Annotated in this window: 13 protein-coding genes; 2 read left to right on the top strand and 11 right to left on the bottom strand. The window is 74.2% G+C overall.

Annotation, left to right across the window (positions count from 1 at the left end; all coding sequences use genetic code 11):
* On the top strand, positions 1-2015 hold a 2015-nt coding region (locus GSF22_RS18285; protein WP_208814839.1), incomplete at its 5' end, for a transglutaminase TgpA family protein.
* A gap of 180 nt (positions 2016-2195) precedes the next feature.
* Here the strand turns inward: GSF22_RS18285 and GSF22_RS18280 are convergent.
* From GSF22_RS18280 to GSF22_RS18250, 7 genes are all read right to left on the bottom strand, one after another.
* Positions 2196-2585, bottom strand: a complete 390-nt coding sequence (locus GSF22_RS18280; protein WP_208814838.1) for a DUF3040 domain-containing protein — start codon at positions 2583-2585, stop codon at positions 2196-2198.
* Between the two features lie 116 nt (positions 2586-2701).
* Complete coding sequence (locus tag GSF22_RS18275; RefSeq protein ID WP_208814837.1) at positions 2702-3964, bottom strand: DNA polymerase IV; 1263 nt, start codon at positions 3962-3964, stop codon at positions 2702-2704.
* 62 nt (positions 3965-4026) lie between these two features.
* Positions 4027-5196: an alkaline phosphatase family protein gene (locus GSF22_RS18270; protein ID WP_208814836.1), complete on the bottom strand. Its 1170-nt coding sequence runs from the start codon at positions 5194-5196 to the stop codon at positions 4027-4029.
* Positions 5193-5960 (bottom strand): methyltransferase domain-containing protein, encoded by a 768-nt coding sequence (locus GSF22_RS18265; protein ID WP_208814835.1) that lies wholly within the window; start codon positions 5958-5960, stop codon positions 5193-5195. The genes GSF22_RS18270 and GSF22_RS18265 overlap by 4 nt, the downstream gene beginning before the upstream one ends.
* Positions 5961-5987: 27 nt before the next feature.
* Positions 5988-6821 (bottom strand): carbohydrate ABC transporter permease, encoded by an 834-nt coding sequence (locus GSF22_RS18260; RefSeq protein ID WP_307804095.1) that lies wholly within the window; start codon positions 6819-6821, stop codon positions 5988-5990.
* Entirely contained in the window at positions 6818-7804 is a 987-nt protein-coding gene (locus GSF22_RS18255) for a carbohydrate ABC transporter permease (RefSeq protein WP_208814834.1), read from the bottom strand. Before GSF22_RS18255 ends, GSF22_RS18260 begins: the two co-directional genes overlap by 4 nt.
* Positions 7805-7812: 8 nt before the next feature.
* Positions 7813-9159, bottom strand: coding sequence for an extracellular solute-binding protein (locus GSF22_RS18250; protein ID WP_208814833.1), 1347 nt, complete (start codon positions 9157-9159; stop codon positions 7813-7815).
* Positions 9160-9328: 169 nt separating this feature from the next.
* On the opposite strand from GSF22_RS18250, the gene GSF22_RS18245 reads away from it, so the two are divergent.
* On the top strand, positions 9329-10051 hold the full coding sequence (locus GSF22_RS18245) for a sulfite exporter TauE/SafE family protein (protein WP_208814832.1): 723 nt from the start codon (positions 9329-9331) through the stop codon (positions 10049-10051).
* Between the two features lie 39 nt (positions 10052-10090).
* On the opposite strand, the gene GSF22_RS18240 is transcribed toward GSF22_RS18245, so the two are convergent.
* From GSF22_RS18240 to GSF22_RS18225, 4 genes are all read right to left on the bottom strand, one after another.
* Positions 10091-13477 (bottom strand): error-prone DNA polymerase, encoded by a 3387-nt coding sequence (locus GSF22_RS18240; RefSeq protein ID WP_208814831.1) that lies wholly within the window; start codon positions 13475-13477, stop codon positions 10091-10093.
* Between the two features lie 6 nt (positions 13478-13483).
* On the bottom strand, positions 13484-15052 hold the full coding sequence (locus tag GSF22_RS18235; RefSeq protein ID WP_208814830.1) for a DNA polymerase Y family protein: 1569 nt from the start codon (positions 15050-15052) through the stop codon (positions 13484-13486).
* Between the two features lie 204 nt (positions 15053-15256).
* On the bottom strand, positions 15257-15898 hold the full coding sequence (locus GSF22_RS18230) for a hypothetical protein (protein ID WP_208814829.1): 642 nt from the start codon (positions 15896-15898) through the stop codon (positions 15257-15259).
* 58 nt (positions 15899-15956) lie between these two features.
* Positions 15957-16295, bottom strand: a 339-nt coding sequence (locus GSF22_RS18225) for an SAV_6107 family HEPN domain-containing protein (protein ID WP_208814828.1), incomplete at its 5' end; no start/stop codon positions are given.

The raw sequence follows: 16295 nt of genomic DNA, 5'->3' as shown, positions 1-16295 counted from the left end.
TGGCCATCTACTCGGTACCGGTGGCGGTCTACGTGGACAGCGTCCCGCCGGTGCCGTTCGTCATCGGCGCGGCGGGTTTCCTCTGGCTGCTGGTGGCCGACAACGTGGAACGGGTACGCCGGTTCGGCCGACGGTTCACCGGCGACGGGCGGGACGTCGACGTGTGGGAACCGTCGCCGCTGGCCTCCGCCGGGCGGCGACTGGCGGTGATCGGGGTGGCCATCGCCGTCGCGTTGCCGCTGGCCGTACCCGGGATGACCGGGGGGCTGCTGGACAGGTTCACCTCCGGCAGCGGGGACGGCACCGGCGGGTCCGGGGCGGGCGGCACGTCCGGGGAGATCGACCTGTTCGCCGCGCTGAGTGGTCAGCTCACCCAGTCCGAGACGACCGACATGGTCCGGGTGACGACCGCCGAGCCCAGCCCGTTCTACCTGCGCTTCGGGGTGGCGGACGAGCTGCGGCCGGACGGTTTCCGGGTCCGGAACCCGAGCGGCGCGGCGGTCAACCGGGGGCTGCCGGAACCCGAGCCCGTCCCCGGTGGGGTGACCCGGCGGCAGTACCAGGCGGAGGTGGAGATCACCCGGGACCTGAACATGCGGCTGCTGCCGGTCTACGACCAGCCGGTCCGGATCCGGGGGCTGGACGGCAACTGGCTCTACGACCAGGAACTGGACGTGGTCTTCGCCAAGCGGGGCACCTCGCGGGGAAAGAAGTACTCCTTCGACTACGTCCGCTCGACGTACAGCCCGGAGGTGCTGCGGGCCGCCCGGCCACTCAGCGCGGACGCCTCGGTGCTCGCCGAGCAGACCACCCGACCGATCGTGCCGGCGGTGGAGAACCGGGTCCGGGAACTCATCGCGGGCCGGACCACCGACTACGACCGGGTCCGGGCGATCTACGACTTCTTCTCCGCGAAGAACGGCTTCCGCTACCAGCTCAGCACCGAGCGCGGTACCAGCGGGCAGGAGATCGTGGACTTCCTGGAGAACCGGGTCGGTTTCTGCCAGCAGTACGCGGCGGCGATGGCCTGGCTGGTCCGGGCCGCCGGTATCCCGGCCCGGGTGGCGTTCGGCTTCACCAACGGCAGTGGCCGGCAGGGTGACACCTACACCCTGACCAACCGCAACCTGCACGCCTGGACCGAGGTCTTCTTCAACGGCATCGGCTGGGTACCCTTCGACGCCACGCCGGCCGACAGCGTGGTCGGGTCGGCCCGCTCGGCGTGGGCGCCGAACGCCGACGCCCCCGACCCGGTGCCGTCGAGCACGGCGACCACCACGCCGGGCGGGGTGCCGGCGTCGGCCGGGCCGGACGGACCGGACGCCGCCGACCGTGAGCTGGACGCCGACCTGAACACCGCGGCGGGTACCGGCGGACCGGCGTCACCGAACTGGCCGTGGTGGCTGCTGGGTGTGGTCCTGCTCGCCGGCCTGCTGGCGGTACCGGCCCTGCGGCGGGCCGCCCTGCGGCGCAGCCGGCAGCCGCACCGGGTGGGCGCGACGGGCGGCGGGACGAGTGTCCGGGCGACACCGGGGCCGGGCGGGTCGGTCACCGGCCTGGTGGTCCTCGACCCGGACCTGCAACAGGCCCGGGCCGACGCGCACGCGGCCTGGGCGGAACTGCTGGACACCCTGGTGGACTTCCGGATCCCGGTGGACCGGACGGAGACCCCCCGGGCCACCGCCGACCGGCTGGTCCGGCAGGGCCTGGACGAGCCGGCGGCCGAGGCGGCGCGGCTGCTCGGGCGGGCGGAGGAACGGGCCCGGTACGCCCGGGAGCCGCTCACCGGTGGTCAACTGCCGCCCGCACTGCGGTCGGTACGCCGGGCGCTGGCCGCCGAGGCGGACCGGCGTACCCGGGTGCTGGCGGCGGTGCTTCCGCCGTCGGTGCTGCTGCACTGGCGTACCTGGGTCGGTGACACCTCGTCCCGCGTGGTGGCGGCGGTGGGCCGGCTGCGCACCGCGATGCTGCGGTGGAATCCGCGCCGGCTGCTGGCCAACCGTCCGGCCCGCTGAGAGCGCCCGCCGGCCCGGTCGCCGCCGGGCGCCCCCCGCCGGTGCCGGAGCACAACTGATCGGCCCCACCTCGCCTGCGCTCTCGGCGCAGGCGAGGTGGGGCCGATCAGGCATGAAGGCGAATCCGGGCAGGTGTCATCCCGCCGTCGAACCGACCGGCCAGCGGGTGACCGGACGCTCCTAGCGGTGCCCCTCCGGGCGCTGACGCCACCGGTCCTCAAGGCGGTCCAGCAGTGACGACCGGCGCCGGCTGGGACGACGGCCCTTGCTGGTGGTCCCGCCCACGACGTGCAGGTCGGGTGAACTCGCCCGGCGCTGCGACTGCACCGCGAACGCGGCCGAGGCCAGCATCACGACGAAGCCCGCCACTGCCACCGGTGGCACCTTGATCACGGCGCCGTACACCACCAGGGCCAGGCCAGCAATGATCACGCCGGCAGCGACGAGCAGGCGACGCCGCGCGTGGAAGCGCGGGTCGCTGGCGCGCACGGCCGAGGCGAATTTGGGGTCCTCGGCAAGCGACCGCTCGATCTGCTCGAACAGCCGCTGCTCGTGCTCCGAGAGCGGCACGGCACTCCTCCCCGGTCACGTTGGTCGGGCCCGGTCGGGCCGACAGACCGTGGCAGCCAACCGGCTGCTTACCCGCCAGTCTACGAGGGGGTTCGGCAGTCGGAAAGCGGGACGACCTATGGCCGCGTCGGATTTTCGTTCCGGCGGGAATCTGTGCTGCCCAGAAGGCTGGCCGGACCGACCACGGAACGGCCGAATCTGGCCGCCACCGCGTCGGCGGCGGCCTCCGCCTCCCGCCAGCCCCGCTCGGGCGCGCCCAGGACCAACTGCTGCGGGCTGGCGGCGCGGTCCGCGAGACCTTCGGCCCGAACCCCCACCAGCCTAATCCGGTCTCCCGGGTCGAGTGCGGTGAATAGCGCCCAACTGGTCTGGAAGATCTCCCGGGCGGTGTCGGTGGCGACCAGGAGGGTCCGGGACCGGTTGACGGTGCGGAAGTCGGCCAACCGGATCTTGATCGAGATGGTCCGCCCCACCTGCCCGGCCCGGCGCAACCGGACGCCGACCTTCTCCGACAGGCCCAGCAGGACCCGGCGGATCACCAGCGGGTCGGCGACGTCGGCGTCGAAGGTCACCTCCGCGCCGATCGACTTCTCCACCCGCTCGGGACTGACCCGGCGTGGGTCCCGCCCGTGGGCCAACTCGTGCAGGTGGGCAGCCGACGCGGCACCGAGTGCCCGGCGCAGCATGCCGGTCGGCGCGGCGGCCAGATCACCGACGGTGTGCAGGCCGAGCCGGCGCAGGGTCTCGGCCGCCCGGTCCCCCACCCCCCAGAGGGCGTGCACCGGCAACGGGTGCAGGAACTCGCGCACCCGGTCGGCGGGCACCACCAGCAGGCCGTCGGGTTTGGCGCGGGTGGAGCCGAGTTTGGCGACGAACTTGGTCGGCGCCACCCCCACCGAACAGGTCAGCCCCTCCTGCTCGGCCACCCGGGACCGGATCAGCCGGGCGATCTCCACCGGCCGGCCGAGCAGACGCCGCGCCCCGGCGACGTCGAGGAACGCCTCGTCGAGGGAGAGCGGCTCGACCAGCGGGGTGACGTCCCGGAAGATCGCCATGACGGCCCGGGACGCCGCGTCGTAGGCGGTGAAGTCCGGTGGCAGGAACACCGCGCGGGGACAGAGCGCCCGGGCCCGCGCCGTCGGCATCGCGCTGCGGACGCCGTACCGCCGGGCCTGGTAGCTGGCCGAACTGACCACGCCGCGCGGCCCCGTGCCGCCGACCACCACCGGCCGTCCCCGCAGCTCCGGCCGCCGACGCACCTCGACCGAGGCGAAGAAGGCGTCCATGTCGACGTGCAGGATGGGACTGCCGGAATCGTCCCCGTCCGCGCCGAAACGCGGATCGTCGCCGCCGCGCGGCACCGTCTGGCTCCGTCCCACCCCGGCAGGTTAACCCCCGGGGCCGACAGCCCTGGTCCTGGTCAGCCCCGGGACGAGCGGTGTCAGCCCCGGACCACCAGCAGCGGCACGGTCATCTCGGTCGCCGTACACGACCCGTGATACCCGATCAAACCGGCCTCCCCGGGGTCGGTCCGGCTGGCGACCACCGCGTACGTCTCCCGGCAGACCACCACCAGGTCGCCGACCCGGCGCAGGTGGGCCTCGGGTACCGGGCCGAACCAGCCCGCCGCCACCGCCTCCTCGCGGGTCAGCACGTCCGCCGCCGCGCCGAGCAGCGCCGACCAGGTGGCCCGCACGTCGGCCACCGCCCCCGGCTCGGTGTGCAGGTAGCGCACCCGGGCCTCCCCGGCGACCAGGTGCACGCCGGCCCGCAACCGGGGATCGGCGTCCAGGTCGAACCGGTGGTCGGCGGGGACGTTGAGCTGGCCGTGATCGGCGGTGACCAGCAGTGCCGCGTCCGGGGGCAGCCCGTCGACCAGTCGGGCGAGCAGGCCGTCCACCTCGGCGGCGGCCACCCGCCAGGAGACCGAGTCGACCCCGGTGACGTGCCCCCGGGAGTCCAGGTCGGGGTGGTACCCGGAGACCAGGGTCGGGCCGTCGGTGGCGGCGAGCGCGGCGAGCATCTCGACGGCCAGCGCGTCGGTGCCGGCGGCGCCCCGGTAGTCGCCACCGGAGTTGGCGGCCACGGTCAGCCCGCTGCCGGCGTACTCGGGACGGCTCACCACGGTCACCGTGACCCCGGCCGCGCGGGCCCGTTCCAGTTGGGTGGGGACCGGCTGCCAACGGCGGGGCTCCGGGTCGCCGGACCAGTCGACGTGGGTGAGCACCCGGTCGGTGTCCGGTACCCGGACCCGGAACCCGAGCACCCCGTGCTCGCCGGGGGTGGCGCCGGTACCGAGGGTGACCAGGCTGGTCGGCGTGGTCGACGGGAACCCCGAGGTGAGCGGGCGGCCCACGGTGGCGGTCAGGCCGGCCAGGGTCGGCGCGTACGGGGCCGCGACCGGGATCTGGTACCAGCCGAGACCGTCGACCAGCAGGACCGCGATCCGGCGCACCCCGGCCAGCCGGGCGGTGAGCCCGAGCGGGTCGGCCGCCCCGGGCACCCCGAGCACGGCCAGCGCGCTGGGCAGCACGTCGGCCAGGCTCGCGGTGCCGTAGCGGGGCGTGACCGGGGCCAACGGGTCACGTCCGGTTCCCGCCGCTGCGGTCATGCCGGCCGGCGGGCGAACAGGTGCAGCTGGGCGGCCAGGTCCCGGTACGGCGGGCGGGCTGCGGCGGCCAGTTCCAGCTCCAGCAGGGTGGTCGGGTCGCCGTCGACGGCCACCGCCGGGATCAGGTCGGCGAAGACGCGTACCCCGTGCACCGACTCGACGGTGAGCCCGCCCCCGGCGAGCAGCGCACCGGCGCTCGCGGCGTCGTAGCGGCGGCGCAGGGTGTCCCGGGGGCCGGCGTGCGTGTCCGGGTCGGCGAGCAGCGCCGCAGCCACGTCGAGGTGACCGTTCATGGCCCGGCTCAGCACGGCGGCGGCCCGGCCGGCGACCAGGACACTCGCCGCGCCACCGGGGCGCAGCGCGTCGACCAGCGCTCCGACCACCGCCGTCGGGTCGTCGACCACCTCCAGCACGGCGTGGCAGAGCACCAGGTCGACGCTGCCCGGCTCGACCAGCCCGGCCAGCGCGTCGCCGTCGCCCTGCACGGCGCGGACCCGCCCGGCGACCCCGGCCTCGGCGGCCCGGCGGGTCAGCGCGGCGAGCGCGTCGGGGCTGGCGTCCACCACGGTCACCCGGTGCCCGGCGTCGGCCAGCGGTACGGCGAAGCCACCGGTGCCGCCCCCGACGTCCAGCACGGTGAGGCTCTCCCCGGCGCGTCGGTCCAGCTCACGGCGGAGCACGGACCAGACCACGGCGGTACGGGGGGTCAGCTGCGGCCCGGTGAGGGCTCCTCGTGTCTGCTCCACACCGACGAGACTAGTCACTGTCACCTCCCCGGCCTGCCCACCGGGTCAGCCCTTCCGACCGCTGGTGGCGATGCCCTCGACGAAGTGCCGCTGGGCGAGGAAGAACAGCACCAGCATCGGCACGGTGGCGATCACGCTGCCGGCGAGGACCACCTCCCACTGCTGCTCGCCGCCGTAGCCGAACCGGTCGAGCACCACCTTCAGGCCGCGCGGCAGGGTGAACAGTTCCTCGTTGCGCAGGTAGATCAGGGGTTTGAGCAGGTCCGTCCAGCTGGCCTTGAACTCGAAGACGAAGGCGACCAGCAGCGCCGGGCGGATCAGCGGGAAGGCGAGTTTCCAGAACAGCTGGGGGTAGCTGGCCCCGTCCACCCGGGCCGCCTCGAAGTACTCCCGGGGCAGGGAGAGCAGGAACTGCCGGAGCAGGAAGATGTAGAACGCCGAACCGAACAGGTTGCCCGCCCAGAGCGGTACCTGGGTGTCGGTCAGCCGCAGTTCCGACCAGATCAGGTACGTCGGGATCATGGTGACCGCGAACGGCAGCATCATGGTGGCCAGGACCAGCCCGAAGAGCAGGTCCCGGCCGGGGAAGCGGAAGTAGGCGAAGCCAAACGCCACCCAGGCGCTGGAGATGGTCACCGCCGCGGCGGCGGCCACCCCGACCAGCACGCTGTTGAACAGCCAGGTCGGCAGGGGTACCGCCGACCAGGCCTCGGCGTAGTTGGCCGGGGCGAAGGGCAGCGGCAGGAACCCGGTGCCGAAGACGTACTCCCGGGGGCGCAACGAGGCGCTGATCAGCCAGACGAACGGCAGCGTGAAGAGCACCGCCGCACCGGTCGACGCGGCCAGGTAGGGCAGCCGCCGCAGCAGGGTACCGCTCACCGGTCGTCCCCCTCGTAGTAGACGAAACGGTTGCCGAGCTTCATCTGGACCAGGGTGATCAGCAGGATGATCACGAAGAGCAGCCAGGCCATCGCCGAGGCGAAGCCCATGTGCAGGAACTGGAACGCCTCCTGGAACAGGTGGATGACGTAGAAGGTCGCCGCGTCGCTGTTGAACCGGTTCTGGGTCTCCCGGTTACCGAAGTACATGGTGTAGACCTCGGTGAACATCTGGAGCGAGGCGATGGTGTTGACGACCAGCGTGAAGAACAGCGCCCCGGAGATCATCGGCAGGGTCACGGTGCGGAACCGGGCCCACCGGCCGGCCCCGTCGATGCTGGCCGCCTCGTAGAGGTCACGCGGCACGTTCTGCAGGGCGGCCAGGTAGATGATCACCGTGGAGCCGAGGCTCCACAGGCTCATCAGCACGATGCCCGGCAGGATCCAGTCCGGGTCGGTGGTCCAGCTCGGCCCGTCCACCCCGACCAGCGCCAGCCCCCGGTTGACCAGCCCGTCCTGGGTGTTGAGCAGCAGCAGGAAGAGGATGCCGACGGCCACCGCCGGGGTCATCACCGGCAGGTAGAAGACGGTACGGAAGAAGCCCTGGAACCGGCCGACCCGGTGCAGCAGCAACGCCAGCCCCAGTGAGAGCACCATCACCAGGGGTACGTGCAGCAGGGTGTACAGGACCGTGTTGCCCAGGCTCCGGGCGACCTGCGGATCGCTCGTCAACTGCCGGTAGTTGTCCAGTCCGGTGAACCGGGGTTCGTTGATCACGTCGTACTCGGTGAGGCTCAGCCAGGCGCTGGCGATCATCGGCCCGGCCTGGAAGGCCAGGAAACCGACGAGCCACGGGGCGAGGAAGAGGTACGCCCAGCGGGCCTCCCGCCGGGCCGACGGCGACCGGCCCGGGCGCACCGGTCGACGGCGTGCCGGTACGACGCCGGCCGGCCGCCGACCGGCGGGGACGGTTGCGGTGCCCATGCCGGGGCCTACCTCGACGCCCGGTCCAGGGCGGCGGTGGCCTCCTGCTGGGCCCGGGCCAGCGCCTCGGCCGGCTGGCTCTGACCGGCCAGTACCCGGTTGGCCGCGCCGTACCACGCCTTGTCGAACTCGGCGCCGGCCGGTGAGGCGGGCATGGAGAACGCGGCGGCCTGCACCGACCGGATGGTCTGCACCGCCTCGTCGAAGCGCGGGTTGCCGGTGGGCCGCCAGAGCTCGGCGAAGATCCGCTCGTCGGCCCGGACGTTGCCGGTGTAGACACCGGTGAACGGCAGGCCCGCCGCCCGGCGCGCCTCGGCCCGGGCCCGGGCGGCGGCCACCCAGGTGTCGACGGCGGTCATCGTCGTGGCGAAGGCGCACGCCGCGTCCGGGTTCCTCGCCCCCTTCGGGATCACCCAGGCCGAGCCGGAGGCCATGGTCAGCGGTTGGCCCTGCCGGTCGACGAAGGGCTTCACCACCAGTTCCGCCTTCGGGGTGTTCTTCGCCGCGACGTTGAGGAACCAGTCCTCCATCGGCCAGACGGCGATCTGGTTGCGGGCCAGCGGGCTGGCGGCGCCGAAGAAGTCGAAGGTGTCCCGGAACGCGCTGAACCGCCCCCAGCCGCCCTGCCCACGGATCAGCCCCAGCCCGGTGGTCAGCGCCTCGACCACCTTCGGGTCGTCCAGGTGCGGGGTGCGCCCGTCGACGGAGAGCAGCTCCACCCCGTTGGCCTTCGCCCACATCGGCAGGAACTCCGGGATCTTCGGGTCGACGCCGATCCGGGTCAGCTTTCCGCCGGTGACCCGGGTCAGCTTCGCGTTCAGGGCCGGCAGTGCGGCCCAGTCGGCCAGGTTCACGTCGGCGGCGGTCAGGCCGGACTCGCGCAGTACCGCCTCGTTGAGGTAGACCACCCGGACGCTGTAGAACTCCGGGATGCCGTAGACGGTGCCGTCCAGGGTGACCTGCTGCCGCGCGGCCGGCCGGTACTGGTCGAGGTCGACCTTCCGCCGCTGCACACAGTCGGTCAGCGGTTGCAGCGACCCCCGCCGGGCGTACGTGCCGATCAGCTTGCGGTCCAGGTAGACCAGGTCCGGTGGGTTGCCGGCGGCGACCGCGGAGAGGAACTGCTGCTCGTCGAAGGCACCTTCGGTGATCTTCAGCTCGACGTCCGGACTGGCCCGCCGGAAGGTGTCCACCCGGGTCGTGGCGATCTCGTCGGGCAGACCGAAGCCCATCGTGGTCAGCGCGCCCGTCCCACCGGTCCCACCGGAACCGGTACCACCACCGACACCCCCGCAGCCGGCCAGGGCGAGCGTCAGCACCCCCACGAACGCGGTGGCGCACCGTAACCGTGACATGACTCCTCCTGAGGTACCGCGCGGGCCGCACTGCCCGCACCGGCACCGGGTTCTCCCGTTCGTCGATGCCTCAAACTCCTTTTAGGAGAGTTGGTGTTCTTGCACGGTGTGTGCGGGATCTCCTCCCGGTACGGTTGGCAGCCAGCTGCCGGTTTGCCAGTCTCACCGGGTGTCCGGTCTGCTCGTCGCCTTCGCCATCGTGCTGGTCGCCGCCGTCGCGCAGGCGGTCAGCGGGTTCGGTTTCGCCCTGGTGGCGGTACCCCTGCTGGCCGTGACCACCGACGCCCGTACCGCGGTCGTGGCCGCCGCGCTGCCCAGCCTGGCGCTGACCCTGGTCACCATGCTCCGGGAACGACGGCACATCCGGTGGCGGACCACCGCCCTGGTCGCCGCGAGCGCCCTGCTGGGCGCGCCGCTCGGCCTGCTGCTGCTGGTGGTCACCCCGGACCGGCTGCTCACCGCGCTGATCGCGGTGATGGTGCTGGGCTGCACCGTGCTGGTCTGGTCCGGGGTGCGGATGCACGCCGGCCCGGGAGTGGTCGGCGCGGTCGGCGTCCTGTGCGGGGTCCTCACCACCGCCGTCGGGACGAACGGGCCACCGCTGGTCGCCGCCCTGCACGCCCTCGGCTACGACCCGCGTACCTTCCGGGCCACCCTGGCCGCGATCTTCACCGGTACCGGAAGCATCGGGCTCGTCGGTTTCCTCGCCGTCGGCCAGGTGCACGGCGACGCACTACGGATCGGCGTGCTCGGGATACCCGCCGTGGCCCTGGGCTGGTGGCTGGGAAACCTGATCTTCGCCCGGATCGGTCCGGTCGTCTTCCGGCGGGTCATGCTGGTCGGACTGACCGCCAGCGCGGGTGCCGCGATCGCCCGCAGCCTGACCGGCTGACCACCGGGGTCTCCTGGTCCGCCCCCGTGGTGCGCGTGGTCAGCGGAAGTCCCGGGAGGCGGGACGGACCGGGGTGTCCAACTCGTCCAGCCGGTCGGCGACCAGGTTGGTCACCCCCTCGTGCCGCTCCAGCCGGCCCCGCACCAGCAGGGCGACGCTGGTCCGGGCCACCCGGCGGTACCGCTGCCAGAGCCCCGGCGAGCAGGTCACGTTGAGCATGCCGGTCTCATCCTCCAGGTTGAGGAAGGTGACCCCGCCGGCTGTGCCGGGGCGCTGCCGGTGGGTGACGATGCCGCCCACCCGGATCCGGCGACCCGGCTCCACCCGACCGAGCCGGGCGATGGGTACCGCGCCCACCGCGTCGAGCCGGTCCCGGACGAACCGGGCCGGATGGGTCTCCGGGGACAGGCCGGTGGCCCACACGTCGGCCATCAGCCGGTCCACGTCGTCCATCCCGGGCAGGGCCGGCGCCCGCGCCCCGGCGATCGTCCCCGGCAACCGGCCCGGCCGGTCCTGGGCGGCGGCCCCGGCCGCCCAGAGCGCCGCCCGCCGGTCCAGCCCGAAACAGGCGAAGGCGTCCGCGGTGGCCAGCGCCTCCAACTGGGCGGCGGTCAGGCCGACCCGCCGGGCCAGGTCCGCCATGTCCCGGTACGCGCCACCGGCCGTCCGTTCCGCCTCGATCCGCTCGGCGATCCCGTCGCCGAGGGTACGCACACCGGACAGGCCCAGCCGGACCGCCGGACCGCCCAGCCCCCAGGCGTGCGGCGGCTCCCCGGGGGCGCTCCCCCACCGGGTCGACCCGGTGGACTCCAGGGTGGCCCGCGCGGCGCTGGCGTTGACGTCCGGGCGGCGTACCTCCACCCCGTGCCGGCGGGCGTCGTCGACCAGGGTCTGCGGCGCGTAGAAGCCCATCGGCTGGGCGTTGAGCAGGGCGGCCAGGAACGCCGCCGGGTGGTAGCGCTTGAGCCAGGAACTGGCGTACACCAGGTAGGCGAAGCTCATCGCGTGGCTCTCCGGGAAGCCGTAGCTGGCGAACGCCGACAGCTTGCGGTAGACGTCGTCGGCCAGCTCCCCGGTGATGCCCCGCTCGGCCATCCCGGCGTAGAGCCGGTCCGCGATCCCGGCCATCCGCTCGGCCGACCGTTTCGCCCCCATCGCCCGGCGCAACTGGTCCGCCCCGGCCGCGTCGAACCCGGCCAGGTCGATGGCGAGCTGCATGAGCTGCTCCTGGAACAGCGGCACCCCGAGGGTCTTCTCCAGCGCGTTGCGCATCAGCGGGTGGGCGTACGTCACCGGCTCCTGGCCGTTCTTGCGCCGGATGAACGGGTGCACCGAACCGCCCTGGATCGGGCCGGGCCGGATCAGCGCCACCTCCACCACCAGGTCGTAGAACTCGCGGGGCCGCAACCGGGGCAGGGTGGCCATCTGCGCCCGGCTCTCCACCTGGAACACCCCCACCGAGTCGGCCCGGCAGAGCATGTCGTACACCTCCGGGTCGTCCAGGGACATCGAACCCAGGTCGAGGCGCCCACCGATCAGGTCGTACGCGTAGTGCAGCGCGGAGAGCATGCCGAGCCCGAGCAGGTCGAACTTGACCAGCCCGGCGGCGGCGCAGTCGTCCTTGTCCCACTGGAGCACGCTGCGCCCCGGCATCCGCCCCCACTCCACCGGACAGACCTCGATCACCGGCCGGTCGCAGATCACCATGCCGCCGGAGTGGATGCCCAGATGCCGGGGGAAGCCCTGCAACTCGTTGGCGTACGCGACGACCTGCTCGGGGATGCCCTCCACGTCGACCGTCGCCACCGACCCCCAGCGGTCGATCTGTTTGCTCCAGGCGTCCTGCTGCCCCGGGGAGAAACCGAACGCCCGGGCGATGTCCCGCACCGCCGACCGGGGCCGGTACGAGATGACGTTGGCGACCTGGGCGGTGTGCTCCCGGCCGTAGCGCTCGTAGACGTACTGGATCACCTCCTCCCGCCGGTCGGACTCGATGTCCACGTCGATGTCGGGTGGGCCGTCCCGTTCCGGGGCGAGGAACCGCTCGAAGAGCAACCGGTGCCGGACCGCGTCGACGTTGGTGATCCGCAGCGCGTAGCAGACCGCCGAGTTGGCCGCCGAGCCCCGGCCCTGGCAGTAGATGTCCTGCCGGCGGCAGAACTCGACGATGTCGTGCACCACCAGGAAGTAGCCGGGGAAGCCCAGCTCGTCGATCATCCTCAGCTCGTGGTCGAGCTGCGCGTACGCCGCCGGGTGCGCCTCGCGCGGGCCGTACCGTTCCCGGGCCCCGGCCATGGTCAGCTCGCGCAGCCAGCTCATCTCGGTGTGCCCGGCCGGTACCGGCCAGTCGGGCAGCCGGGGCGCCACCAGGTGCAGGTCGAAGGCCAGCGCGGCGCCGAACTCGGCGGCCCGGGCCACCGCCCCCGGCCAGGCCGCGAAGCGGGCCGCCATCTCGGCACCGCTGCGCAGGTGGGCGGTGGCGGCGGCGGGCAGCCAGCCGTCCATCTCGTCCAGGCTGCGTCGGGCCCGGACCGCGGCCAGCGCGGTCGCCAGCCGCCGCCGGCCCGGGGTGGCGTAGTGCACGTTGCCGGTGGCCACGGTGGGCAGCCCGGCGGTGGCGGCCAACGCGGCGAGCGCAGCGTTGCGGTCGACGTCGTCGGGATGGCCGTGGTCGGTCAGCTCCACCGCCACCGTCTCCGCGCCGAACAGCGCGGCCAGCCGGTCCAGCTCCCGGGCCGCCGCGTCGACACCCCCGGTACGCAGGGCGGCCGGCACGTGCCCCTTGCGGCAGCCGGTCAGCACCAGCACGTGGTCGCGCAGCTCGGCGGCCACCTCGGCGAGGTCACCGTAGTCGGGTCGGCCCTTCTCCCCACCGCGTAGCTGGGCGCGGGCGATGGTCCGGGCCAGCCGGGCGTACCCCTGCGGGCCCCGGGCGAGCACCAGCAGGTGCCGGCCGGCCGGGTCCGGTTCGCCGCCCTGCGGGCCGGGCAGCCCCAGGGAGAGTTCCGCGCCGACGACGGTGGGCAGCCGCAGCGCACGGGCCGCCTCGGCGAACCGGACCACCCCGTAGAAACCGTCGTGGTCGGTGACCGCCAGGGCGGTCAGCCCCAGCCGGGCCGCCTCCTCGGCCAGTTCCTCCGGGTGACTGGCCCCGTCGAGGAAGCTGAAGTTGCTGTGCGCGTGCAGCTCCGCGTAGGGCACCGTCCGGTCGGGTTCCGGCAGGACCGGTGGCCGGTAGGGCTCCCGGCTGCGACTGAAGGCCGGCGCGTCCCCGCCGTCGGCGTCGACCGCGAGCGGGTCGACCACCCGCAGGTGACCGGCTCCCCCGGAGCGGGGACCGTCGGACGGCGCCGGCCCGGAGCGGGACCGGCCGGAGAGGGTCCGCTCCAGCTCCGACCAGGGCTGCCGGGGATTGTGGAAACTCACCGTCGACTACTCATAGCTGGCCTCGACCGTCCACCGGCCGCTGCTCAGGGCGAGCAGCAGGGCCGTACCGTCGGCGAGGCAGACCTGGAACCGGACCTGCCGGCGGGCCTGCGCCGGATCCCACCAGCGCTCGTCCACCGGCCACGGCCCCGCCCAGCCGACGATCTCCCGGGGCGGGCCGTCGGCGACGACGAGGCGGGCCGGGGCGGCGGTGACCGCCAGGCGGGCACTGACCCCGACCACCGCGCCGGTGGCGTCGAGGACCGTCGCGGGCAGCGGGACGGGCAGCACCACCGCCGGGGCGGGAGCCGGCAGCCGACCCGGCCACGGCGGGTCGGCCGGACGGACCGGGCGGCGTTCGTCCCCCCAGGGCACCAGGTGGACCTGGTCGGCCGGGGAACGTCCACCCCCGAGCACCGGGGTGAGGACCGCTTCGGGACCGAGGATGCCCTGCACCCGGCTGAACGCCCGGTGCGCCCGCTCCCGTTCGTCGCCGGCTTCCCCCCACAGCCCGGGTTGCAGCCCGACCTGGGCGAGCACCCCGTCGGGGACCAGTCGCAGCCGGATGATCCCGGAGGTCGGCCGGGACACGGCCGCAGCGGTCGTACCCGGCCGGCCGGCCGCACCGCGCAGCCAGCCGTCGAGCTGCCAGCGGACCCGGTCGGCGATGGCCGTCGGGGTGAGCAGCCCGTCGTGCCGCCAGACCCGGTGCAGTTCCTGACCGTGCGCGGTCACCGCCTCGATGCCCAGCCGGGTGCAGGCCAGCCCGTACCCGGCCAGTCCCTCGTGCAGCCGTTCGGCCAGCGACCGGGCGGCGAAGGCGGCCACGTCGACCCGCTCCAGCGGCTCGTCGTAGGTCTCGGTCACCGCCAGGTCGGGCGGTGGGCGACGGACCGCGAGCGGCCGGTGGTCCAGACCGGCGGCCAGCCGGTGGGCGAGCGCCGCGTCGAACCCGAACCGGGCCAGCACGTCCCCGCCGGGCAGGGCGGCGAAGCCGCCGAGGGTACGGATACCGAGCCGGCGCAGCAGGTCGGTCAGGGCCGGTCGGCCCAGCGCGGTGACCGGCAGCCCGGCCAGGAACCGGGGGGTCTCCCCGGGCGGCACGATCCGGCCGGTGCGGGCGGCCAGGCCGGCGGCGAACACCCCGTCGGCGATACCGACCTGGCTCTCCACCGCGCAGCTCTGGGCCACCTGCTCGACGATCCGTTCGGCCGCCGCCTCCTCCCCGCCGAAGTAGCGGGCCGGTCCCCGGACCGGCAGCGCGCAGGCGCCCGGCCGGAGCACCTCCACCCCGGCGACCACCTCCTCGACGGCGGCCAGTACCGGCTCGAACGCCCGGGCGTCCCGGCCGGGGTCGTGATCGACCACCCGCAGCCCGGGGCAGCGACTCTGGGCCTCCCGTTTCCGCAGCCCGCGACGGATCCCGTCGGCGCGGGCCGCGACGGAGCAGGCGACCACCCGGTTGGCGTGCAGCACGGCGACCGGGCCGGTGGCCGGTACCCCGTCGACGATGTCGGCGGCCACCACCGGCCAGTCCGGGCACCAGAGCAGCAGGGTGCGGACAGCCCCGGTCACACGCGCGCCCCCTTCCGGTGCCGCATCGGCCCCGGCCGGCAACCGGGTACCGCGTCGGCTCCCCCGGCCGACGACCGGGACCAGAATAGAACACACGTTCGATGACGAGTGCGCGGGAACCGGTATTGAGCTGCGGAAACCGCCGCCCACGTTCCGCCCTTGATCGGTTGCAGCCCAGCCCCACGTCGGCCGGCGCGGCTGATGTCACGCCGCGCTGACCACCGGCGCGGCCTCTCGGACGCCGCCATCCTCCGCCGGCAGCCACAGGTCCACCCGGACCCGGGGGCGGTGCGAGGCGACCACGGTCACCCGGCACCGGCGCAGCCGGCCGCCCCCCTGGGCCAGGCCGTACCACTGCCGCCGGACCACCGAGATGCGCAGGTCACTGCCCTCCCATGCGGGACCCAGGGTGAGCACGGTGCAGCCCGAGCGACGGGCCTTGGCGGTCAACTGCCGGGCCAACCCGCCCGGCACCGCCTCGGGCCGGTGCACCAGCACCGCGTCCATCCCGGTGGTCAGCGCGGACAGCACGTCGGTCCAGGCGGCACCGGGCTGCGGCACCAGTCCCAGGGTCTCCGGGCGTACCCCGTACGCGGCGGCGGCGACACACCCGAAGGCCGGCACCCCGACCACCGCACACCAGCCGCCGGCGGAGGAGACCCCGGCGAGCAGGACCATGGAGAGTGAATATCGTGCGGCCTCCCCCTCGATGGCCACCAGCGCGCCCCGTCGGACCCGGGAGCCGAGCAGCCGGCGGATCGGCGGGATCATCGGCAACTGGTCGCCGACCGACTCCCGGGGGTCGGTGTCGCCCAACAGGGCGCGCAGCCGAGCGAGATCAGCCATGGGGTGTGCACCTGCCGGGCCAGCGCCAGCCGCCGGGGCGCGACCTTCCCACGGCGACTCAGGCGGCGGCGAGACCGCCCAGGGTCGGCTGGTACGCCATCCCGAGCATGGTCTCCACCACCGTCACGAACTCCTCGGCCGCGCGGAGCAGGTCGTCGGCCTCCCGGGTGGTGACCACCCGGGGGATACCGGCCTCGGCGGCGGCCCGCTTGCCGGCGCTGGCCGCGAAGAAGGTGGCCCACTCGCCCAACTCGGGCGCGACGGCCACGAGCAGGACCCAGACACTGGTGATCCGGTTACGCCGGGCCGGGGCGGGTCGGGCCCGGGCGGCGAGCACCGCTGCGGCGGCCCGGAGCGCGGCGAGGTGGGCGGCGGCGTACCGCAGGCCGTCGGGGCG

The organism is Micromonospora echinofusca (assembly GCF_017614955.1).
GTDB classification, from domain to species: Bacteria; Actinomycetota; Actinomycetes; order Mycobacteriales; family Micromonosporaceae; genus Micromonospora; species Micromonospora echinofusca_A.
Note: the sequence above shows the minus strand (reverse complement) of the source record. Positions and strands in the feature narration are given on the sequence as shown.

Coding starts and splice junctions, on each gene's coding strand:
- GSF22_RS18230 (WP_208814829.1), bottom strand. CDS start 15,898: ATGGCTGATCTCGCTCGGCTGCGCGCCCTGTTGGGCGACACCGACCCC.
- GSF22_RS18250 (WP_208814833.1), bottom strand. CDS start 9,159: ATGTCACGGTTACGGTGCGCCACCGCGTTCGTGGGGGTGCTGACGCTC.
- GSF22_RS18255 (WP_208814834.1), bottom strand. CDS start 7,804: ATGGGCACCGCAACCGTCCCCGCCGGTCGGCGGCCGGCCGGCGTCGTA.
- GSF22_RS18270 (WP_208814836.1), bottom strand. CDS start 5,196: ATGACCGCAGCGGCGGGAACCGGACGTGACCCGTTGGCCCCGGTCACG.